Below are 20,256 nucleotides of genomic sequence, written 5' to 3'. Positions count from 1 at the left end.
GGCGGTGCTACCCCGTCCTGAAGCGTTGCACGATCACCGCGCGGCACTCGCCGCTATTCGACCGTCTTTCCGAGATGCGGAACGCTGTCAGATTGTCGGGTCCTGGGGTCTGTCTGGCGTTAGAGTGAAATTCGGGGACGGTTGCGGGAAAGCAGAATGCTCGAATGAGCCAGCAGGATTTCGCGCGCTTGCACGGTAATGGCCGCACGAACCGCAAGACGCTGCGCCCAGGCATGCCGGCCGCCGCAGTCACCGCCGAGCACCGCGACGCCCCCGATCCTTCGCCCAGCAGTGGAGCCTACGCCATGCCGATCCAAGACCGTCCAACCAATCGGGCAGGGCGCCTTCGTCTGCTGCTCAGCCTGCTGCTGGCTCCGGTGCTCCTCGGCACCGGCCTCACCCGGACCGCCAGCGCCGCCTTCCCCGACCGGCCGATCCGGCTGATCGTCGCCTATGCCGCCGGCGGCACCGGCGATCTGGTCGGACGGATGGTGGCGGAGGCCCTGTCAGCGAAGCTCGGCGTGCCTGTCGTCGTCGAGAACCAGGGCGGTGCCGGCGGCGCCATCGCGGCCCGCGCCGTCTCCCGCGCCGCGCCGGATGGCTACACGACCTTGCTGGCTGGCAATGCGCTCTTCGCCATCCTGCCGCATCTGACCAATGTCGGCTACGATCCGGTGAAGGGCTTCACCCCGATCGCCAACATCAGTGAATCGCAACGCTTGCTGGCCGTCCGCAGCACGCTGCCCGTGGCAACGCTGGCGGAGCTTGTCGAATACGGTAAGCGCAATCCCGGCAAGCTGAACTATGGCTCCTCCGGCATTGGCTCCACGCTGCATGTGATGACCGAGATGTTCCGGCGCGAGGCCGGGTTCGATGCCGTGCACATCCCCTTCCGCGGCTCGGCCCCGGCGGTGCAGGCGATGCTGGGCGGTGACGTGGACTTCATGATCGACACCGTGGTGATCCAGCATGTCCTGCAGGGCCGGTTGCGCGGCCTGGCCGCGGTCGGCGACCGCCGGCTGCCGCAGTTCCCCGACATCCCCACAATGGCCGAGCAGGGCTACCCCGGTGTCCGCACCTCGGGCTGGCAGGCGCTGATGGGGCCGCCGGACATGCCGGCGGAGATCGTCAACCTCCTCGCCGGCCAGGTCGAGGCGATGCTGCGCGAGCCTGTCGTTCTTGAGCGCCTCTCCCGCGTCGGCGTGGTGCCGAGCTTCCGCACACCCGCGCAGCTTGCGGAGGATCTTCGCGAGGACAACCGGCAGTTCGGCGCCATCATCCGCAACAGCGGGATCACCGCGGAATGAGCGACCGCCTCAGCGCTCGCGCGGCCGAATGGGCGGCCGGGCTCTCGCTCGACCAGGTCCCCGCCGAAGTGGTGGAAAGCACGAAGCTCCGCGTGCTCGACCTGATCGGCGTGATGCTGGCGGCGAAGCCGTTGGACCTTGTGGCAGCGGCGCGGCGCGCATCGCTGGCGGTCGATGCCGGCGGCGGGGCGTGGATCCTCGGGGAGGCCGAGGAGACGTCGCCGATGGCCGCGGCCTTCGTCAATGGCGTGATGTCCGCCGTGCTGGAATTCGACGACACGCATATCGAGAGCTTCATCCATCCGACGGCGCCCTGCGTCGCCGTCGCCTTTCCCGAGAGCCAGCGCAGGCACCTGTCGGGGCGGCAGTTGATCGAGGCGGTGCTGGTGGGCAGCGAGCTGACCTGCCGGCTCGGCCGCATCACGCCGGTGCGGCTGCACACTTTGGGATTCCATCCCACCGCGGTGTTCGGCGTGTTCGGCGCGGCCTATGCGCTGGGCAAGCTGCGCGGGCTGGATGCGCGCGCCATCGGCGATGCCATCGGCGCGGCGGGAAGTCTCTCGGCCGGGCTGAACGCCTCCTTCGAGGATGGCAGTTCCACCAAGATGATGCATGTGGGCTTTGCCACCACGGGCGCGATGCGCGCGGTGGCGCTGGCGCAGGCGGGCATTTCCGGCCCCGCGCCGGTCTTCGACGGGCGCTTCGGCTGGTTCCGCAGCCATGTGCAGGGCCGCGACGATCTGCGCTTCGATGCGTTGCTCACCGGCCTCGGGGAGGACTGGGAGGTGCTGAACATCGCCTCCAAGGTGCACCCCTGCGCCTTCACCATGATGCCGCATATCGAGGCCGCGCTCGCCTTGCGCGCGACGCATGGGCTTCGCCCCGATGACATCGCGGAGGTTGTCTGCCAGATCGGCAAGCGCTCCTTCGCCACCATGTGCGAGCCGGTGGCCGACAAGCGCCGCCCTGCCACCACCTGGCATGGCCGCATCAGCCTGCAGCACACGGTCGCGGAGGCGCTGGTGTTCGGCCGCATGGACAAGGATGCCTATGCCAAGGCCAGCCTGCGGGACCCCGTGGTCAACGCGCTCGCGGATAAGGTGGTCTATGAGGATGATCTCGCGACGGAGCCCACACGCTCCGGCGGCACCGTCACGGTGCGGCTGCGGGATGGGCGCGAACTGACCCACCGCATCGACGACATGCGCGGCACCCGCAGCAATCCGATGTCCCGCGACGACATCATTGCGAAGTTCCTTGCCAATACACGCGACACGCTGGCGCCGGGGCAGGCGGATGGGGCGATCGACAGCCTGCTGCGGCTCGACACTCTGGCCGACGTCGCTCCGGTGTTCGATGGGCTGAGGGCGCTCGCGTGATGGCGGAATCACGCCTCCTGGGTCTGGCCCTGCTGCAGCCGTTCCATCGAGGCGGTGATCTGCCGGCTTGCCTCGCATAGCGCCGGCACCAGCTCCTCGGTCAAGGCGGCATGGCTGACGACGGAGCGGAAGTAGCTGAGGCCCAGGGTGCCGGCGACCGACTCACCCAGCATGATCGGGACCGCGACGGTGTTGGAGTTGCGCGGCTCCACCTTCGGATCGCGCTGTGCATAGCCCTGGCGCCGCACCATGGCGATCATCCCCTGGACCACGCGTTCCAGGTTGGGGGGGTTGTCCTCGGCTTCGGGTGAAGCGGCGAGCAGGCGCAGCAGGATGCGCCGCTCCTCCTCGGGGCAGAAGGCGAGGTAGGCGCGGCCGATGGCCCGCGTCACCATGCTGAAGCTCACGCCGACCGTGGCGTGAAAGGGCGACACCGCGCTGTCGGCCATGGTGCTGACGCTGATGACCACGCGCCCCTGGTCCGGTACCGCGATCGCCGCCGGCCACTTCAGTCGCCGCGTCAGATCCGCCGCCCAGGCGCGCCCGGCCTCTGCCACCAGCGGTCCGCCATGGAAGCCGGAGCTCAGCGCGGCAACCTGCGAGGTGATGCGGTAGCCGAGCCCGCGCTCGCCCTTGGCCACCAGCCCTGCCGTGCTCAACGTGCCGAGCAGCCGCATGATGGTGGGTTTCGGCAGGCCGGAGACGCGGTGCAGCTGGTCCACCGTCGTGTGGCGCTGGCGGTTCAGCTCCTTCAGCAGCACCAGCGCCCGCAGCACCGACTGCACCGGGGGGCCGCTCATTCACGGTGCCGCAAGGGCAGGGGCGATACCGTCGGCAGCAGGCGGCCGGCGACGGGCGGGCGCCCTTGTACCAAGGTGAGCAGCTTTGTGCCCTTGCCCCTGATCACGATGACCTTCATTCGGTCGATGTCCCCCCTTTTGCCTGCGCCCGGATCCGCCGCGGCAGGGCTAGCATCCACGCCGAGCAAGATCGGTCGCGGCCCGCGCATATTCCGCATCCTGGAATGATAGCGAGTCAAGGCGGGGGTACGGACCCAGCCCGCCGTTCCCCGCGCTCGCCGACCCGGGCGCCCGCGTCATGCGGCGGTCGCTCAGGGTCGCTTTCTTCCGACGGCGGAACGCAGCCAAACCGTGCTTGCCGGTGCCCTCCGGCCTTGGACGGGCTGGTCAGCGGCGAGGGGACATGGGGATGGATACCATCGCACGGGCAGGCCGGTTTCCCGGAAATGAGTCAAGCCTAGGCGCACGCCTATGTCGAAGCCCATCGAGCGCACCGGAAAGTGGCTCGGAGCCCGGACAAGCACTTCTACAAGACACGGCACCTGATCGAGAACTTCTTCGCCAAACTCAAGGAGTTCCGTGCCATCGCAACGCGCTACGACAAAAGCGCCCGAAATTTCCTCGGCGCCATTCAGCTTGCGGCAGTTACCGTCTGGCTCAATTGACGACAGGCTCTAATATGCCCAAGTCAGGAGGTCCGGAGAGAATTGGCCTCCGGAGAGCGATTTCCGGCCATCTCCACGTCTGGCCAGTCAACAGGTCCACCCAGAAAACCCCAGGAAACCTGCCACTCAGCGCGGCGTCCGGTCAGGCGGAGAGCACGGCTCGCATGGGAACTGGCGGAGGAGGTGCGCCTGGATTCGAACGGTCTCCACTCCCGGCGCCTATTCTGCGCGCCCATCGTGGCAGCAAAGGGAACCGGGGAAAAATGTCTCTGGCAGGAAAAAATTGGATGAGCGGCGCGCCCTATGTTGGACGATTGTTCGCTATCATCGCCGCGAGGTAATCTATCGGATCTCGGAATTGTCGGTTCGGCACCGACATGCCAACGGCACGCGCCATCTCCGCGGCGAAGGTCACGCAGTCATTGAAGCCGAGGCGATACTCGGTCTGCCCCTGCCACCGCACCAGCATGCCGAGCGCTGCGCGGTAGCGACTGGAATCGAGATCGGCAATGATTTCATGCACGGGGTGCAGACGGAGAGTGGCGCGATCCTCGTTGGTGATTGCGCCAGCAACGCCCTTGACGATGAATGTGTACATCGCGACCTCAATCATCCCCTCATTTCGTTCAGGCAAGCGCTCCACTGAATTCGCCTGCCTGTGACACTGCCTGTGCGAATTCCCGCATGAGCGGAGCGAGCCTGTGCTCTGGCATGGTGGGGATCAGTTCGTAGAGCATGCAGCCCTGGCGGAACAGCGAGTGCGTGCGCGTCTTGCTGGTGTTGGACTTGAGCAGCCGGTCCATGCCCAGACGCTCGCCTACCGTGCCGAGCAGCGTCAGCAGAGCGACCGCGAAGGCGCTGACCAGCAGCAACCGGTCGCGCCGCATCGGCTCGCCGATGCGCGTCGCCGACAGCCCCATCCCGAAACGCAGATCCTTGGTGTCGCGAAATTGCGGCTCGATGGTCCAGCGCCGCGCATAGTGATTGACCAGCATGGACGCGCTCGCCTGCGGGTCGCTGGCGGCCAGGCACCATGGCTCCTTCATGCCCTTGGCATGCACGCACACGACGGCGCCAACCCGCTGTCCCTGTGCCGTGACCCGGGCATCGCGCAATTTGCGCGCCCGGCCGCCTCGGCCGACCCACTCGACGGCAGGCTTGCTCTGGCCGTCGCCGTCGGTGACGCGGATGTTGCCGCGAAAGCGGATGACGTAGGCGAAGCCGAGTTCGCCCAGGAACGCGAACAGCTTCCGGTCGCCAAACCCGCGATCGGCCAGAATGGTCACCCGGCAGTCCGGCGGGACCGTCTCGGCAAGCCGGCGCAGGCAGGCATCCTCATAGTCGTTGCGGCGGGTCGCGATCTCGTCCTTCCAGACGGTCAGCCAGATCAGCGGCGCCGCGCGGCCATGCCCCGTCACCAGGCTCAGCACCAGCGTCGATTGGCCGTCGCGGTCGAAATCGGTCCAGCCCATCGCCACCAGAACGTCGCGCCGGGCGCCGATCTGGTTCGGCACCCAGCGGGCAAAGCTGTCCCACACGTCGATCGCGCCGTTGCTCAACAGCCGGTCCACCTGCTTGACAGCATGCTTGGTGACCAGCCCCCGCGCCAGCGCCAGTGCCTGGCCGATCATCGCCACCGCCAGCGACGCGCCAGCCATCACGCCCAGCGTGGCGCCCGCCAGCGCATCCACCCGCTTGGCGTGCAGGTCGTGTGCATACAACTCGCCAATGAACCCGCGAACATCGCGCAAACGCACTCGCGACCGCTCCGCCTGCACCATAATCCTGACCCTCCGCCAATGCTCCCGAAGGTCTACAAAGCGCGTCCGAATCGGGTCTAGCGGGGCTAGGCGAAATGAGGGGATTCGTGAGCATCGCGACAGGTTTCGGGCCGTCGGGACTTTCGGTGTAACCGGGGCAAATTCCCGGGCACGCAGGTGTAGCATCGCCGACCGCAACGACCAGAAATGGCGGATAGCCGCCATTCTTGGTGGCCGAGGGTGCGCCAGACCGAGCAGCCTTGCGGAAACCGCCCGGGAATTTGCCCCGCTTACGGTTCCCTACCTAGCGGCGAGCGTTGTCAAGATAATCTTGGAGGCCTCGCAGATAGGTCTCCATTGTGAGCACAGCGCCCTCCTCGTCCCGGGCGCTGATCTGCGCAAGCAACTTGCGCCTCACGGCCAGCACGGGATCATGCACACGTCGCCCGGCCTGCGCGACGAAGTGGCGAAGCACCTCACTGAGTCCTTCAACCACGGCAGTGAGCATGATGTTGCCTGTGGCCTCGGCGAGCAGCCGATTGAAGCCGATTGCCTTGGAGGTGCGCTCCTCCAGGAGGCCGCGCTCGGTCAGCGCCGCCGCCTCGTCAAGATTTTGCTGCAGCGCGACCAGGTCGGCAGGGGTCGCGCGCCGGCAGGCCAAGCGCACCACGGTGCCCATCACATGCAGCCGCGCTTCCAGCAGCATGTCCAGCGAGGCACGCCCGAGATCAATCATGTCCCGGAAGGACTGGGTGACGAGCTTGGCGCCACTCTCGGCCACGAAGGCGCCACCATTGCGGCCCTTGCGCAAAGTGATGAGCCCGGCTGCCTCCAGGTTGCGCATGCCCTCGCGCACTGCCATGCGGCTGACGGCGAACATGTCTGATAGTTCGCGCTCAGTGGGCAAGCGATCATTGGGCTTCAACTCGCCGGCCGCAATCTGCTGGCGGATTCGTGCGCCGATCTCCTCCGAGATACGCAGCGGCCTGATCGGAGCGAAGGCCGCGGGTACTGAGCGGGTGGGAGCCGCCGGCTCGCGGCTCGCCCTGGGGGAGGGCGTCTTCGCATTCTCTATATCGGACGTCTTTAGCTTAGCCCCCGGCCGTCCCATCAAGCGATCCTTCCCCAGGCGGTCGCCCTACACCAGTGCAGAGGGGCTGGCCGCCTTAAAACCAGCGCAGCCATAACAGGTCCGCAATACGAGTGGAATGCTCTTGAATGGACGGTCCAAAACCCTGATAGTCGGCGCTCTGCCCGGCCGCCCGGCCGGCTGTAAGACAGTGAGGAAACGCCAATGAAGAAGCGGAACACTCTCCTTGCCGCGCTGCTGATGCTAGCGGCGCCCGCCCTCGCCCAGGAATTCCCGAACCGGCCGATACGCGTGATCATCCCCTATCCGGCAGGCGGCACGACCGATGTCATCGCCCGTGCTCTTCAGGAACCGCTTCGGGCCAGGCTGGGTCAGCCGGTGGTGATCGAGAATCGGGGAGGTGGGGCAGGAGCTATCGGTATGCGCGAACTGATGAACGCCGCGCCCGACGGTCATACCCTTGTCATTGCCAATAACGGCCCGGCCACTATCCTGCCTCTTACCGATCCGAACATTGGCTATCGCGGAACGGCGCTGACAGCGATCACCCGGGTGACCGGAGCCCCGCTCGTGCTCGTGACGCCAGCTTCCCTGCCGCCGCGCGACCTGCGCGAGTTCATTGCCTATGCGCGCGAGCGCCCCGGCCGGTTGAATTACGCCACTGCGGGCGTTGCCTCGCTCGGCCATGTCGCAACTCTGCTGTTAAGTCAGATGGCCGACTTCAGTGCCACGCATATTCCGTACCGCGGGCAGGCGCCTGCGAGTCTTGCAGTGGTGGCGGGGGAGGTGCAGTTCGTGCTGACCACCACCTCGACCGCCATGAACGCCCAGATCGAGGCCGGGAGGCTGAAGGCCCTAGCGGTCAGCTCGGCGCAGGCCTCTCCCGAGGTTCCAGGCGTGCCGCCGATCTCAGACGTGCTGCCGGGCTACAACGTCGAGATCTGGTTTGGACTTCTCGCGCCGCCGCGCACGCCCTCACCGATTGTCGAGAAGATCGCGGCTGCGGTACGGCAGGGTCTCGCGCTGCCTTCCGTCCAGCAGGTGCTCCGCTCCGCCGGGATGGAGCCGGTGGGCTCCACGCCACAGGAGTTTTCGAGGCTGTTGACTGAGGAGGAGGCCATGTGGCGCTCCGTGATAACCTCGGCAAACATCAAGCCTGAGTAGCGCTGGCTTTCATGGCAGGGGCCAGTGTTGAACCCGATCCCTCCAGCCGCGGGACCGGCCATGCCGGATGATCGTGTCGCGTCTCCGGGCCATGCCATGGCGATGCTCGAGGACATCCTCGCGCGACGGCACAGTTGCCGCGCGTTCCGTCCCGAGTCGATGGACGAAGCGGTCATCAGGCGCATCCTGACCGCCGCACAGCGCACGCCCTCCTGGTGCAACGCGCAGCCCTGGCGGGTGATCACCACCTCCGGCGCGGCGACCGAAGCTCTTCGCGTGGGGTTGATGGAACATGTGCGGTCGGGGGAGCGGCGGCCGGACATCGCCTTCCCTGAAGCCTACCGCGGTGAATACCAGGATAGGCGGCGGGAATGCGGTTTCCAGCTCCACGACGCGGTCGGTGTCGCGCGGGGCGACCGGGGGGCCTCGGCGCGGCAGGCGGCCGAAAACTTCCGACTTTTCGGCGCTCCACACGCGGCGCTGGTGACGACTGAAGCGGCGCTGGGAACCTACGGTGCCGTCGATTGCGGCGCCTATATCACCGCCTTCATGCTCACGGCTCAGGCGCTGGGTGTCGCCTGCGTCGCGCAGGCGGCCCTGGCGGCCTACTCCCCCTTCCTGCGCACTCATTTCGGCATCCCGGAGAGCCGCAAGGTGGTGTGCGGCATTGCCTTCCGCTTCGAGGATGCATCGCATCCAGCCAATGCGTTCCGCACCAGCCGTGCGCCGACCGAGGAGGTCGTGGAGTGGCGGTCGTGACGGGGCCGCTCGCCGGGCTGCGTGTGCTGGAGTTCGGCGCGATCGGGCCCGTGCCCTTCGCCGCGATGCTGCTCGCTGACATGGGGGCCGAGGTGGTGCAGGTGGTCCGCCCGGGGCCGCGGCGGGACCCGAGAGACGACCCCACCCTGCGCGGCCGCTGCGTCATCGTGCTCGACCTCAAGCAGGCGGAAGACCAGACTGCGGCCCTTGACCTCGCCGCCAGGGCGGAGGTGCTGCTGGAGGGCAACCGGCCCGGGGTGATGGAGCGTCTGGGCCTGGGGCCGGATACCTGCTTGGCGCACAACCCGCGCCTCGTCTACGGCCGCATGACCGGCTGGGGCCAGGACGGGCCGCTGGCCCGGACGGCTGGCCACGACATCAACTTCATCGCGCTCACCGGGGCCCTGCACGCCATTGGCCCCGCGGGCGGCGCGCCGGTGCCGCCACTGAACCTCGTTGGCGACTACGGCGGCGGGTCAATGTTCCTTCTCTTCGGCGTGCTCTGCGCCGTGATCGAGGCGCGTGCCAGCGGCCGCGGCCAAGTGGTGGACGCAGCGATGGTGGACGGCGCCTCAGCCATGATGGCGGTGTTTCACGGCATGGCTGCCCGCAGCGGCTGGGTCCCGCGGCGGGGTGAGAACCTGCTGGACGGCGGGGCGCCCTGGTACACGACTTACGAAACCGCCGACGGCGGGCACGTCGCCGTCGGCGCACTGGAGGAACCCTTCTGGAAGGCGCTCCTCGCCGGCCTCGGCATCGCGCCGGACGCCCTGCCGCCCCGCGAGGATCGCGCGGCCTGGCCGGTCATCCGAGCCGCCCTGGCACAAGCCTTTCGCCGAGGGACGCGGGAGGAGTGGGCCGAGCGTCTTGGGCCTACCGAGGCCTGCGTCAGCCCGGTGCTGCCCCTCGAAGCAGTGGCCGCGCACCCACACATGGCCGCGCGCAGGGTCCAGCAGGAGATCGGTGGGCAGCTTCAGCCCGCGCCCGCCCCCCGCCTCTCCCGCACGCGGGGCGCCATTCGCCCGACGACAGAAGTGCCCGGCGGCGCGGCGGCGGTGCTGGCGAGGTGGAGCGCGGCATCCCGCGAGGAGGAAAGGACCGGATAATGGCCGAGAACGGAACGCGTCACTGTGACGTGCTGGTGGTGGGATCGGGCGCAGGTGGGCTGGCGACCGCCATCGTAGCGCGCAAGGCGGGGCTGGAGGTGCTGGTGGTGGAGAAGGAGCCCGTCTTCGGCGGCACCACGGCCTATTCGGGCGGCATCCTCTGGATCCCCGGCAACCACCTGGCGAAGGCGCGCGGCATCGAGGACAGCCGCGAGGCTGCCCGGACCTACATGCGCGGCGAGGCCGGCAACCATTTCGACGAGGCGCGGGTGGAAGCCTTTCTCGAAAACGGCCCGCGGATGCTCGAGTTCTTCGAGCGGGAGACCGAGGTGAAGTTCGCCCTCGCCGATTACCCGGACTACCACCCGGACCGGAATGGCGGCGTTGCCATCGGCCGCTCGGTCTCGGCGCTGCCCTATGATGCGCGCCGCCTCGGGCCGGAGATGCGGCGGCTGCGCAAGCCGCTGGAGACGATCACCTTCCTCGGCATGATGTTCAACTCGGCTATCGCCGATTTCATCGCGATCGAGGGGAGCTGATACCTCACCCGAGAATTCTCCCCCTTGACTAAATGGACCGTCCATTACTTACTTAATGACGAAGCGTCGCGCGGAGGAACTCAGGCATGCAGGACAATCGCGGTCTCTATCGCCTGGATGAATTGCGGCGCGTGGTTGATCCGGGCGTCATTGCCGTGGTTGGCGCATCAGAGACCATGGGATCCTTTGGTCAGCGCACCCTCGCCAACCTCTCGGGCTTCGCCGGAAAGGTCTACGGCGTGAACCCGAAGTACCGTGAGGTGTCCGGACGATCCTGCGTTCCGAGCCTGGAGGATCTGCCGGAAACGCCGGACAGCATCGTTCTCTGCGTGGCGCGCCAACTCGTGGAGGACACGGTGCAGCAGGCCATCCGCATCGGTGCGGGCGGTGCCATTGTATACGCTTCAGGCTTTTCCGAGACCGGCCTGCCGGCGCGTGTCGCGGAGCAGGAGCAGCTTGTCGCCACCGCGAAGCGCGGTGGTCTGCGGCTGGTGGGGCCGAACTGTGTCGGCCTCTCGAACCTGCGTACCGGCGCGCTGATGAACTTCATGCCGGACTGCGGGGAGATGGTCCGCGGCCGCAAGATCGGGCGCGTGGCCATCGTGTCGCAGAGCGGCGCGCTCGGCTACGCCATTCTTCAGTCAATAACCCGGGGCGTAAGCATCAGCCACTACCTCGCTGCCGGAAATGCCGCAGATGTCGACATCTGCGACATGATCGCCTGCATGGCCGATGACCCGGAGGTCGGCGCCATCACCTGCCTGTTCGAAGGCCTGCAGAGCGGCCAGCGCTTCCTGGAGGCCGCGCGCCTCGCAGCTGCGGCGGGCAAGCCGCTGATCGTCTACAAGGCCGGCAACGGCGAGGCGAGCGGCAAGGCGGCGCTATCCCACACCGGAACCCTGGTCGGCAGTGTCGCGGCCTATCGCGCCGCCTTCGAGGAGTGCGGCGCGATCGTGGTCGATGACCTGGAAGCCGTCATCGAGATGGCGAGTTTCATGACGCGCAACGGGCCGCCGAGGCGCGGACCGGGCGTGGGGATCATGGCGACCTCCGGCGGCGCCGGCGTCATCAATGCCGACAAGGCCGAGAAGGCGGGCCTCGCCCTGCCCGAACTCGCCCCGCAGACCCGTGCGGCGCTGGAGCAGGTTGTGCCGGATTTCGGCGCTGTGGCGAACCCGGCCGACCTCACGGCGGAAGTACTGAAGACTGCCTCGACTTTCGCCCACTGCCTTGACGCCTTCGTGCAGGATCCCAGCTTCAGCGCCGTCATCGTGCCTCTCGTCTTCGCGCACGCTGGCGCGACGGGCGCCCGGGCGCCCGTGATCAGCGACGTCGCGGCCCGCTCGGACTGCGCGGTCGCGGCGGTGTGGATGACCGATTGGCTGGAGGGGCCGGGCAGCGCGGTGCTAGATGCCGACGAGCGCGTTACCCTGTTTCGGTCCTCCGAGCGCTGCGCGAACAGTATCCGCGCATGGATGGACTGGCATGCCCGCCGCGCCGCCGCGACTGAAGGAGTTGCCCCGCGTCTCTCCCCGTGTGACGCGGTTGCGACCGCGCGTGCCGTGATCGCCGCGGCCCGCGCAGGCGGCAAGGCGCTGGGCGAACGGGATTCCAAGCGCATCCTGGCTGCCTACGGTATCGCCGTGCCACGGGAGGAGGTGGCGGCAACGCCAGAGGCCGCCGCCGCCGCCGCGACCAGCATTGGCTTCCCGGTGGTTGTGAAGGTCGCCTCCACCGACATCCTGCACAAGACGGAGGTGGAAGGCATACGCCTCAATCTACGCGACGCGGAGGCGGTGCGCGCCGCGACGGAAGCCGTGCTGGCAGCCGCGGCGCGGCACCGCCCCGAAGCGCGGATCGTCGGTGTCAGTGTGCAGTCCATGGTGTCGCCGGGCGTCGAGCTGGTGCTGGGCATCCAGAGCGACCAGCAGTTCGGCCCCCTGGTCGTGGTCGGTCTCGGAGGCGTCCTGGTGGAGCTGCTGGGCGACGTGGCCACGGCGCTCGCCCCGACGACGCCGGAGAGGGCACGGCACATGCTTTCATCGCTGCGCGGCCACAAGCTGCTCTCCGGTTATCGGAGGGAGGAGCCGCGCGACATCGAGGCGGCCGTGGACGTGATCTGCCGCTTCTCCGAGATGGCGGCCGACCTCGGTGACCTCATCGGAGAGGCGGACGTGAACCCTTTGATCGTGGGCCGGAAGGGCGCGGTCGCGGCCGACGCCCTGATCGTGTTGTCTTGAGGGAGGGTCACGCCATGCGGGGACGTTGCATCGAAGAATTCGAGGTTGGCCAAGTGGAAACCAGCCCCGGACGGACCGTGACGGAGACGGACGTCGTGACCTTCGCCTGGGTGTCGGGTGACAGGAACCCGATGCATACCGACGCGGAGCACAGCCGGCGCTCGCCCATGGGGCAGCGCATTGCGCATGGTGCCCTTGGGCTCTCGATCTCCACGGGCCTTTCCTACGACCTGGGGCAGCTGGATGGGACGGCGATCGCCGCTCTTGGCGTGGACGAGTGGCGGTTCCTGAAGCCGATTCTGCTGGGCGACACGGTGCATCTCCGGACGACGATCGTTTCGGCGCGACCGACCTCGAAGCCGGACCGGGGCGTGCTCGTACGGCGCATGGAGCTGGTGAACCAGCGTGGGGACGTCGTCCAGACCGGGCTCATGACCACCATGGTCCTGACCCGCGCCGGCGTTGTGGCCATGCAGGAACGAAGCGGCGAAGCCGCCTGATCGCGAGGAAGCTATGACCCTGATGAACCTACACGGCCTGACCGACGAGCAGCGCATGATGCGCGAGAGCATTCTTGAGATCTGCGAGCGCCACCTGCCCTGGGATCGTGTCCGGAAGATGGATGAGGAACGCGAGTTTCCGCACGAGGCCTATGACGCCCTGGCTGAGGCAGGCTATCTCGGTCTCTTCTATCCCGAGAAATTCGGTGGCATGGGCGGGACGCACAAGGACCTGACGGTCCTGCTGGAGACGCTCGGCTACTACTACACCGGCATCGCCCAGGGTGTGACCACCACGCTGATCTATGCCGGAATGCATGTGGTCAAGTTCGGAAAGCCGGAGGTTCAGGAGGAGATCGTTCCCAAGATCATCTCCGGGAAGGTCAAGCTTGCCCTCGCGATGTCGGAGCCCGGGACCGGATCGGACGTGGCGGGCATCAAGACCACGGCGCTCCGGGACGGGGACGACTATGTGCTGAACGGGAGCAAGGTGTGGATCACCTGCGCCCATGTGGCGGACTACCTCGTCGTGATCGCGAAGACGGACCCCAAGGCTGAGCGCCACCGGGGCATGAGCGCCATCCTGGTGGACACGCGCAGCCCGGGCGTGACCATTCGCCCTCTTCAGATGCTCGGGCGCCGTACGACGCATGCAAATGAGGTCTTCTTCGAGAATGTCCGCGTGCCCGCCCGCAACCTGATCGGCGAGGAGGGCATGGCCTGGAAGAACATCATGACCTGCCTTGGGGTCGAGCGGCTGGGGCTCGCGGCAATCTCCGCAGGGCATTGCTTCAAGATTACCGAATATGCCCGCGATTACGCGAAGGACCGCATTCAGTTCGGACAGCCCATCACCAACTTCCAGGTCATCCAGCACAAGCTCGTCGACATGTTCATCATGTCGGAGACGGCGCGTCAGTCGGTCTACCGCGTGGCAGAGCTGCTGGACGCCGGACAGCAGGCGATCGAGGAGACGTCCCTCGCGAAGATCATCTGCACGGACAATAACTTCCGCTGCGCCGACCAGGGGCTGCAGATCATGGGAGGCGCCGGATACTCGATGGAATACGACATGCAGATGTTCTTTCGGGATTCCCGCGTGGGGCCGATCGGCGGCGGGAGCAACGAGATCCAGCGTAACGTCCTCGCCAAGCGCATGGGACTTTGAACAGTGGCGGGCATGACGGCTGACCGTGACCCGAGGCCGGGCCTTCTGCAACATCGGCGAGGATGAGGTCATGCCTCGCCATACCCAGGTCGTGATCGTCGGCGCCGGCCCGGCCGGTCTTCTGCTGTCCCAACTTCTCCATGCGGCGGGCATCGACTGCCTGGTGCTGGAGCGCAGGTCGCAGGCTTATGTCGAAGCCCGCATCCGCGCCGGTGTGCTCGAGCAGGGCACGGTGGAGCTACTGGACCGCGCCGGGGTGAGCGAGCGCCTGCACCGCGAGGGCCTGCCCCATCACGGCGTGCAGATGGCGCTGGACGGCGACGTGTTCCGCATCGACCTGCACGGGCTGACCGGCGGCAGGTCCGTCACCGTCTATGGCCAGACCGAGGTGACGCAGGACCTCATCCGCGCCCACCAGTCCCGCGGCGCCGCCCTCCTTTTCGAGGCGGAGGAGGTCGCCCTGCACGACCTCGCCGGCGGCCGCCCCCAGGTCACCTACCAGCACGGGGGCGAGAGCCACCGCATCGCCTGCGACTTCGTGGCGGGCTGCGACGGCTATCACGGCATCAGCCGCGCCAGCATCCCCGACGATGTCCTGCGCGTCTTCGAGCGGGTCTATCCCTTCGGCTGGCTAGGCATTTTGGCCGACGTCCCGCCCTGTAACGAAGAACTGATCTACTCCAACCATCTCAACGGCTTCGCCCTGGCCTCCATGCGCTCGCACACGCGCAGCCGCTACTACGTGCAGGTGCCGCTGACCGAGCGGCTGGAGGACTGGCCCGACGAGCGCCTTTGGGACGAGTTGGCCCTCCGCCTCGGCCCCCGGGCCGCTTCCCGCATGACGCGCGGCCCGGCAATCGAGAAGAGCATCGCGCCGCTCCGCTCCTTCGTGGCCGAGCCAATGCGCTACGGCCGCCTTTTCTTGGCCGGCGATGCGGCCCACATCGTCCCGCCGACTGGGGCAAAGGGGCTGAACCTGGCTGCCTCCGATGTTGGCTTCCTCGCCGACGCCCTCATGGAGCACTACGCCCGTGGCTCTGACGTCGGTCTCGACGCCTATTCGGGGCGTGCCCTGGCCCGCGTCTGGATGGCAGAGCGCTTTTCCTGGTGGTTCACCAGCCTGACGCACCGCTTCCCGGAAATGGATGATTTCGCGCGGCACATGCAAGTGGCCGAACTCGCCTACATCCGCGCGTCCGAGAGGGCGCAGATGGTTGTGGCGGAGAACTACGTCGGTCTGCCCCTGGCCTATGCGGCCACGCCGCTTGGAGGTAGGTGATCCATGGCTCGGCCGCACTCAACGCGACAACCTCGTCCTGGTAAGCGGCGGAAGTAACGCACCGGGTTTTAAGAAAATTCCATGCAACCTTATCGCAGGTTAGCGTAGAAGGATCAGGAGGAGTGGCTGGAATGGCGACCTTGTGCAGCAAGTGCATGTACTACCTTGCGTCTTATCGGCAGGGATCGATCTGGTGAGCCGCCGTGTCGCATTGGTTGCCGCCGCTGCCCTACCCTGCGGCAAGTGGCAGACGCCCGCCGATGCAGCGCTGCAAGTGCTGGAGCACGAGGTTCTCGCCAGCTTAGTCGCCGATGCGGTGGCTGAGGCCGGCATCGACCGGCGCGACATCGGCTCGCTCGCTTTCGCGCAGTGTCGTCCTTATACGCTGCAGAAGTACTTCGCGACCTTCATGGCGCACTACCTGCGCCTTCCCTGCACAGGTACCGTTTCGGAAACGCTTGGCAATGGCATGACGGCCGGCCTGGCCTTCGAGCGTGCGGTGGACGACATACTGCTCGGACGCGCCAAGGTGGCGCTCGCCCTGGGCGTGAACTTCGAGACGGCGACCTCGGCCGCAGAACACATGATGAGTTCCATGCGCGCCACGGGTGACGTGGACTTCCAGGTTCCCTTCGGCTTCACGCCCATCGCATGGTACGCGATGGACGCCGCCCGCTACATGCACGAGTACGGTGTCTCGCGTGAGGCGATCGCCAGCGTCGCCGTCAAGAACCGCCGCCACGCCTCGCTGAACCCGCTTGCGCAGTTTCGTAAGCTGATCACGATGGAAGATGTCCTCGCTCAGCCGATGATCGTCGAGCCGCTCGGCTTGTTCGAGGTGCCGCCGCGCAGCGACGGTGCAGTGTGCCTCGTGCTTGCGGAGGAGGAAGTCGCACGCGCGACCGGCAGGCCCTACGCGCTCATCCGCGGCCGCGGCTTCTACCACGAGGGCGCGCACCAGATCAGCGAAGTACCGAACGACATGACCGCCCTGGCCGCCGCACAGAGATCCGGGCAGGCGGCCTATGCGGCGGCGGGCGTCGGGCCGTCGGATATTGATTTCGCGGAGGTTTATGCACCCTGCACCATTGTTGAGGTGCTGGTCAGTGAGGCGCTGGGCCTAATGCCGCGCGGCCGCGGGGCGCACGGCGCGGCGGAGAGTGAAACGAGCCTCGGCGGGCGCATTCCAATTTGCACCTCGGGAGGCCTGCAGTCCCGCGGCCACCCGGCCTATGTAACGCCCTTCTACACGTTCGTGGAGGTGTTGGAGCAACTCCAGGGGCGCGCCGGGGAGCGGCAGGTGCGCGACGCGCGGCTTGCGCTGACCAGCGCTGAACTGGGCAACTACAACGCCGCACTCGTTCATGTGCTTGAGGCAGTTCGATGACCATCGAGGTTTTGTCCCGCCCAGGGCGCCGTCCCTATCCGCCGAGGGTCACGGCCACCACGGCACCGTTCTGGGAGGGCCTGCTAGAGGGCCGTTTCCAGACCACGCGGTGCGACGATTGCGGGCGGTTCAGCTTCCCCCCGAAGGTGATCTGCCCCCATTGCTGGTCACGCCGCATCCTCTGGCACGAGCTGTCTGGCAATGGCCGCCTCTATTCCTCAACGACGATCCACGCGGCGCCAGCTTCATTTCGTCAGGAGGCGCCGTACCGGGTAGCGATCGTGGATCTGGAAGAAGGGGTGCGACTTGCGACGCGCCTGCTCGGCGGAGGGCCTGCAACGCTCGACAGCCCTGTGCGGCTCGTGGCGCTCTCCTACGACGACGGGCCGCTCTTCGCCGCGAGGCCCGATGGCGGGTGTATTGCATCGGTCGGCTTGGCGCCCCGCCCGGGGTAGGATCGTGAGGGGACGATGCCCTGCCATCATCGAGGAGAGCCGAGCTTGCCATTCAAGGCGAATGCCGACCGCCGCGGCGGGCAGCCGCGCTATCCGGCCCTGGCGATCACCACAGCCCTGACCTTGCGCGCGGTGTTCCGTCTGGCTCTCCGCCAGACCGAGGGCCGGATCGGCTCCATTCCCGCTCTGCTCGGTCTCGATCTGGCCGTGCCGGATCACTCAACCCGCAGTCGCCGGGCCGAGACACTGGAAATGCCACGCTCTCACTCCGGCAGCCGCCCCGTGCACCTGCTGGTGGACAGCACAGGGCTGCAGCTGTGTGGCCCGGGCGAGTGGCTGGTTGAGAAGCACGGGAGCAGGACGCGCCGGTCGTGGCGCAAGCTGCACATTGGTGTGGATGCCGACACCGGACGGATCGTCGCGGCCGGGTTGGCAGCGCAGGACGTCGATGACGCCTCCCAGGTCGGGCCCTTGCTCGACCAGGTCGCGGACCCGATCGCCTCGTTCACGGCCGATGGCGCCTACGACCAGGACAGTGTCTACGGTGAGGTCGCCGCACGGCACCCCGATGCTGCCGTGGTCCTGCCACCCCGATCCAGCGCCGTGCCGAGTGCGACGGCCGAAACGGCACCAACCCAGCGCGACCAGCACCTGCAGACCATCGCCGAGCGCGGACGCAGGGGCTGGCAGAAGGCCGTGGGCTACAACCGGCGCGCCCTGGTTGAGGCGGATATCGCGCGCTTCAAGCGGGTCATGGGCGGCGGACTGCGCTCGCGTACGGACGGGCGCCGCGCGACGGAGGTGGCTATCGCCGTCAGCGCGCTGAACCGCATGATCGGGCTCGGACGGCCGGAGTATGTCCGGCTCGCATGACCGCAGACCCCCCGACGGCCTCCTGCGCCTCCAAACCGGTCCCTGCAACGCAGTCGCTCCACGTCCGACGCGTCCGGCGGCAGCGCCGTCTACTGGCCGCCGGCCAAGACCCCCAGCATTTCGAAAGAAAGACCCCATGCCTGACGCGACACTGACTGCGAAAGCCGGGCGAGTGGCGGAGGCGCCGAGCGCCAGGGCGTCCACGCTGATTGAGTCGCTGGCCGGCTTCGCGCACGGTCTCGACCTCGCAGCCGTGCCGGCGGAGGTACGACGCCAGGCGGCCGCCTGTATCCTTGACACGATCGGTTGCATCATCGCCGGATGGCACGCTCCGGAGGTCCAGGCCCTGCTGCGGGCCGAGCGGGAAGGCGCGGCGGCAGGAACGGCCTCAGTCCTCGGCGCGTCTCTGAAGCTGTCGCCCGAATCCGCGGCGCGGCTGAACGGCTATCTGGGCGACGTGTTCGAGTTGAACGACCTGATCGGCGGCCACGCGAGCATCGGCACCGTCACGGCGATGCTCGCCCTCGTGCAGCAGCGGCGGTCCAGCGGATCCGATCTCCTGCGTGCCGTCATCGCTGGCCTCGAATCGACAGCCCGCGTGTACAGCGCCTTCTACCCGGCGATCCGCCCCTACACCGCGGTGGGCCTTACCCCCGTCGGCCTGCCCAGCAGCTTTGGCGCGGCCGCCGGCGTCGCACTGCTCCTCGGGTTGGACGAGGGGCAAGTGGCAGACGCTATCGCGATCAGTGGCGCGCTGGGCGGCTGGTGCCCGTCAGAGGTGATCTTTGGCGACGGCGGAACGGTGAAGGCGATGCTGTTCGGCGCCCTGCCAGCGGCAACGGCGATCACCGCCGCCCGCTACGCCGCCCACGGCATGACCGGCCCCCGCGAGCTGCTGGAGGGGTCGCGCGGCTACTTCCGCACGGTTGCTGACCGATTCGACCCGAAGGAGGTCACGGTGCCGGGGCGGTGGCACCTCGCCCGGCCACGGCGCAAGCAGCACGCCTGCTGTGGCTACATCCACGCGGCGCTGGACCTGATGGCGGAGCAGCGCCGGGCAATTGGCACAGACCGGTTGCGCGGCGCGACGATCACTATCGAAATGCCGCAGTACGTCCTTCCAGCCGTCTCGAAGAATGCGCCGCCGATTTCGGCCAATGAGGCACGGTTCCACACGCAGTTCTGCGTCGCGGTCGTGGCAGCCGGCGACGACGTGATCCTGCCAGAGCACAGCATCAGGGCGGCGTTCTACCTTGCCGACCCGGCCGTCGCCGCCTTCCTCCACTCCGTCAAGATCGAGCCGGATGAGGCACTGCGTCACTACGAAGAGTGCCGCTTGACGGCTGTGTTGGCGGACGGGACGCGGCACCAAGCCTTCACCCGCTCGGCCAAGGGGGCGCCAGGCAATCCCATGACACCGGATGATGTGGTCGGCAAGTTCCTGATGCTGACCCGGAGCCGCATGCCGGAGGACCGGGCCGTGGGCTACGCGCGGCGTATCCTCGGGATCGAAGGTGAACGACGGCTAGATTGGGTGTTCGACGAGCTCGACCTGACCTGATACCGGCGAGCCTATTGAAGGGGTGGCTCGGCAACTTCGGACAGTCCGATAAGTGGATTTCCGGCCTGACAGCGGCGAAGCTGCCGCGGATCAGGAGCGAGAATGACGAAGCGAACCGGCGGACGCATAGTAAGCGAAGCCTCGGCGCCCTTCTTTCGCGGGTCGGTATGAATGTGCTGGGTCGGCTCCAGGCGTGATGCTTGGAGATGGCTGTATGGACAACG

Annotated in this window: 18 protein-coding genes and 1 pseudogene; 15 read left to right on the top strand and 4 right to left on the bottom strand. The window is 67.4% G+C overall.

Features of this window, described 5'->3' with window-relative positions; translation table 11 throughout:
* The first annotated feature begins 305 nt into the window (after positions 1–305).
* Positions 306–1,307: a Bug family tripartite tricarboxylate transporter substrate binding protein gene (locus tag C8P66_RS04385; RefSeq protein WP_158537091.1), complete on the top strand. Its 1,002-nt coding sequence runs from the start codon at positions 306–308 to the stop codon at positions 1,305–1,307.
* The gene (locus C8P66_RS04380; RefSeq protein WP_111396944.1) at positions 1,304–2,686 is read left to right on the top strand and encodes an MmgE/PrpD family protein; all 1,383 of its coding nucleotides are present in this window, start codon (positions 1,304–1,306) and stop codon (positions 2,684–2,686) included. The genes C8P66_RS04385 and C8P66_RS04380 overlap by 4 nt, the downstream gene beginning before the upstream one ends.
* A gap of 8 nt (positions 2,687–2,694) precedes the next feature.
* On the opposite strand, the gene C8P66_RS04375 is transcribed toward C8P66_RS04380, so the two are convergent.
* The gene (locus tag C8P66_RS04375) at positions 2,695–3,486 is read right to left on the bottom strand and encodes a DNA-binding transcriptional regulator (RefSeq protein ID WP_111396943.1); all 792 of its coding nucleotides are present in this window, start codon (positions 3,484–3,486) and stop codon (positions 2,695–2,697) included.
* Positions 3,487–3,983: 497 nt separating this feature from the next.
* On the opposite strand from C8P66_RS04375, the pseudogene C8P66_RS04370 reads away from it, so the two are divergent.
* Positions 3,984–4,151, top strand: a pseudogene (locus C8P66_RS04370) (transposase); the annotation flags it as partial.
* 301 nt (positions 4,152–4,452) lie between these two features.
* Here C8P66_RS04370 and C8P66_RS04365 read toward each other — a convergent pair.
* From C8P66_RS04365 to C8P66_RS04355, 3 genes are all read right to left on the bottom strand, one after another.
* Positions 4,453–4,764, bottom strand: coding sequence for a hypothetical protein (locus C8P66_RS04365; protein WP_111396942.1), 312 nt, complete (start codon positions 4,762–4,764; stop codon positions 4,453–4,455).
* Positions 4,765–4,777: 13 nt separating this feature from the next.
* Positions 4,778–5,932, bottom strand: a complete 1,155-nt coding sequence (locus C8P66_RS04360; RefSeq protein ID WP_111396941.1) for an IS4 family transposase — start codon at positions 5,930–5,932, stop codon at positions 4,778–4,780.
* Positions 5,933–6,215: 283 nt separating this feature from the next.
* Entirely contained in the window at positions 6,216–7,022 is an 807-nt protein-coding gene (locus C8P66_RS04355) for a FadR/GntR family transcriptional regulator (protein WP_111396940.1), read from the bottom strand.
* A 183-nt stretch (positions 7,023–7,205) separates the two neighbouring features.
* Here C8P66_RS04355 and C8P66_RS04350 point away from each other — a divergent pair, with 183 nt between their 5' ends.
* The 12 genes from C8P66_RS04350 to C8P66_RS04295 all read left to right on the top strand — a co-directional run bounded on the left by C8P66_RS04350 (position 7,206) and on the right by C8P66_RS04295 (position 20,032).
* Positions 7,206–8,165: a Bug family tripartite tricarboxylate transporter substrate binding protein gene (locus C8P66_RS04350; protein ID WP_111396939.1), complete on the top strand. Its 960-nt coding sequence runs from the start codon at positions 7,206–7,208 to the stop codon at positions 8,163–8,165.
* A 96-nt stretch (positions 8,166–8,261) separates the two neighbouring features.
* Positions 8,262–8,924: a nitroreductase gene (locus C8P66_RS04345; RefSeq protein ID WP_211314026.1), complete on the top strand. Its 663-nt coding sequence runs from the start codon at positions 8,262–8,264 to the stop codon at positions 8,922–8,924.
* The gene (locus C8P66_RS04340; protein WP_111396937.1) at positions 8,912–10,030 is read left to right on the top strand and encodes a CaiB/BaiF CoA transferase family protein; all 1,119 of its coding nucleotides are present in this window, start codon (positions 8,912–8,914) and stop codon (positions 10,028–10,030) included. Before C8P66_RS04345 ends, C8P66_RS04340 begins: the two co-directional genes overlap by 13 nt.
* The gene (locus C8P66_RS04335) at positions 10,030–10,569 is read left to right on the top strand and encodes an FAD-dependent oxidoreductase (protein ID WP_111396936.1); all 540 of its coding nucleotides are present in this window, start codon (positions 10,030–10,032) and stop codon (positions 10,567–10,569) included. The genes C8P66_RS04340 and C8P66_RS04335 overlap by 1 nt, the downstream gene beginning before the upstream one ends.
* An 86-nt stretch (positions 10,570–10,655) precedes the next feature.
* On the top strand, positions 10,656–12,809 hold the full coding sequence (locus C8P66_RS04330; RefSeq protein ID WP_111396935.1) for an acetate--CoA ligase family protein: 2,154 nt from the start codon (positions 10,656–10,658) through the stop codon (positions 12,807–12,809).
* A gap of 14 nt (positions 12,810–12,823) precedes the next feature.
* Positions 12,824–13,309: a MaoC/PaaZ C-terminal domain-containing protein gene (locus C8P66_RS04325; protein ID WP_111396934.1), complete on the top strand. Its 486-nt coding sequence runs from the start codon at positions 12,824–12,826 to the stop codon at positions 13,307–13,309.
* Positions 13,310–13,322: 13 nt separating this feature from the next.
* A complete protein-coding gene (locus C8P66_RS04320) occupies positions 13,323–14,477 on the top strand; it encodes an acyl-CoA dehydrogenase family protein (RefSeq protein ID WP_111396933.1) in 1,155 nt (384 codons plus the stop codon).
* A gap of 70 nt (positions 14,478–14,547) precedes the next feature.
* A complete protein-coding gene (gene pobA, locus C8P66_RS04315) occupies positions 14,548–15,756 on the top strand; it encodes a 4-hydroxybenzoate 3-monooxygenase (RefSeq protein WP_111397125.1) in 1,209 nt (402 codons plus the stop codon).
* A gap of 193 nt (positions 15,757–15,949) precedes the next feature.
* Positions 15,950–17,143: a thiolase family protein gene (locus C8P66_RS04310; protein WP_111396932.1), complete on the top strand. Its 1,194-nt coding sequence runs from the start codon at positions 15,950–15,952 to the stop codon at positions 17,141–17,143.
* Entirely contained in the window at positions 17,140–17,598 is a 459-nt protein-coding gene (locus C8P66_RS04305; RefSeq protein WP_111396931.1) for a Zn-ribbon domain-containing OB-fold protein, read from the top strand. Before C8P66_RS04310 ends, C8P66_RS04305 begins: the two co-directional genes overlap by 4 nt.
* 45 nt (positions 17,599–17,643) lie before the next feature.
* Complete coding sequence (locus C8P66_RS04300; protein WP_211314024.1) at positions 17,644–18,471, top strand: IS5 family transposase; 828 nt, start codon at positions 17,644–17,646, stop codon at positions 18,469–18,471.
* Positions 18,472–18,607: 136 nt separating this feature from the next.
* Positions 18,608–20,032, top strand: a complete 1,425-nt coding sequence (locus tag C8P66_RS04295) for an MmgE/PrpD family protein (RefSeq protein WP_158537090.1) — start codon at positions 18,608–18,610, stop codon at positions 20,030–20,032.
* Positions 20,033–20,256: the final 224 nt, after the last annotated feature.

Origin of the sequence: Humitalea rosea, assembly GCF_003253705.1 — a bacterium.
Taxonomy (GTDB): domain Bacteria; phylum Pseudomonadota; class Alphaproteobacteria; order Acetobacterales; family Acetobacteraceae; genus Humitalea; species Humitalea rosea.
The sequence above is the reverse complement of the archived record's forward strand: the minus strand, read 5'-3'. Positions and strand labels throughout refer to the sequence as shown.

Bases quoted from the DNA above. Each gene is read 5' to 3' on its own strand.
- C8P66_RS04385 (WP_158537091.1), top strand. From the start codon at position 306: ATGCCGATCCAAGACCGTCCAACCAATCGGGCAGGGCGCCTTCGTCTG.
- C8P66_RS04380 (WP_111396944.1), top strand. From the start codon at position 1,304: ATGAGCGACCGCCTCAGCGCTCGCGCGGCCGAATGGGCGGCCGGGCTC.
- C8P66_RS04375 (WP_111396943.1), bottom strand. From the start codon at position 3,486: ATGAGCGGCCCCCCGGTGCAGTCGGTGCTGCGGGCGCTGGTGCTGCTG.
- C8P66_RS04365 (WP_111396942.1), bottom strand. From the start codon at position 4,764: ATGATTGAGGTCGCGATGTACACATTCATCGTCAAGGGCGTTGCTGGC.
- C8P66_RS04360 (WP_111396941.1), bottom strand. From the start codon at position 5,932: ATGGTGCAGGCGGAGCGGTCGCGAGTGCGTTTGCGCGATGTTCGCGGG.
- C8P66_RS04355 (WP_111396940.1), bottom strand. From the start codon at position 7,022: ATGGGACGGCCGGGGGCTAAGCTAAAGACGTCCGATATAGAGAATGCG.
- C8P66_RS04350 (WP_111396939.1), top strand. From the start codon at position 7,206: ATGAAGAAGCGGAACACTCTCCTTGCCGCGCTGCTGATGCTAGCGGCG.
- C8P66_RS04345 (WP_211314026.1), top strand. From the start codon at position 8,262: ATGGCGATGCTCGAGGACATCCTCGCGCGACGGCACAGTTGCCGCGCG.
- C8P66_RS04335 (WP_111396936.1), top strand. From the start codon at position 10,030: ATGGCCGAGAACGGAACGCGTCACTGTGACGTGCTGGTGGTGGGATCG.
- C8P66_RS04330 (WP_111396935.1), top strand. From the start codon at position 10,656: ATGCAGGACAATCGCGGTCTCTATCGCCTGGATGAATTGCGGCGCGTG.
- C8P66_RS04325 (WP_111396934.1), top strand. From the start codon at position 12,824: ATGCGGGGACGTTGCATCGAAGAATTCGAGGTTGGCCAAGTGGAAACC.
- C8P66_RS04320 (WP_111396933.1), top strand. From the start codon at position 13,323: ATGACCCTGATGAACCTACACGGCCTGACCGACGAGCAGCGCATGATG.
- pobA (WP_111397125.1), top strand. From the start codon at position 14,548: ATGCCTCGCCATACCCAGGTCGTGATCGTCGGCGCCGGCCCGGCCGGT.
- C8P66_RS04305 (WP_111396931.1), top strand. From the start codon at position 17,140: ATGACCATCGAGGTTTTGTCCCGCCCAGGGCGCCGTCCCTATCCGCCG.
- C8P66_RS04295 (WP_158537090.1), top strand. From the start codon at position 18,608: ATGCCTGACGCGACACTGACTGCGAAAGCCGGGCGAGTGGCGGAGGCG.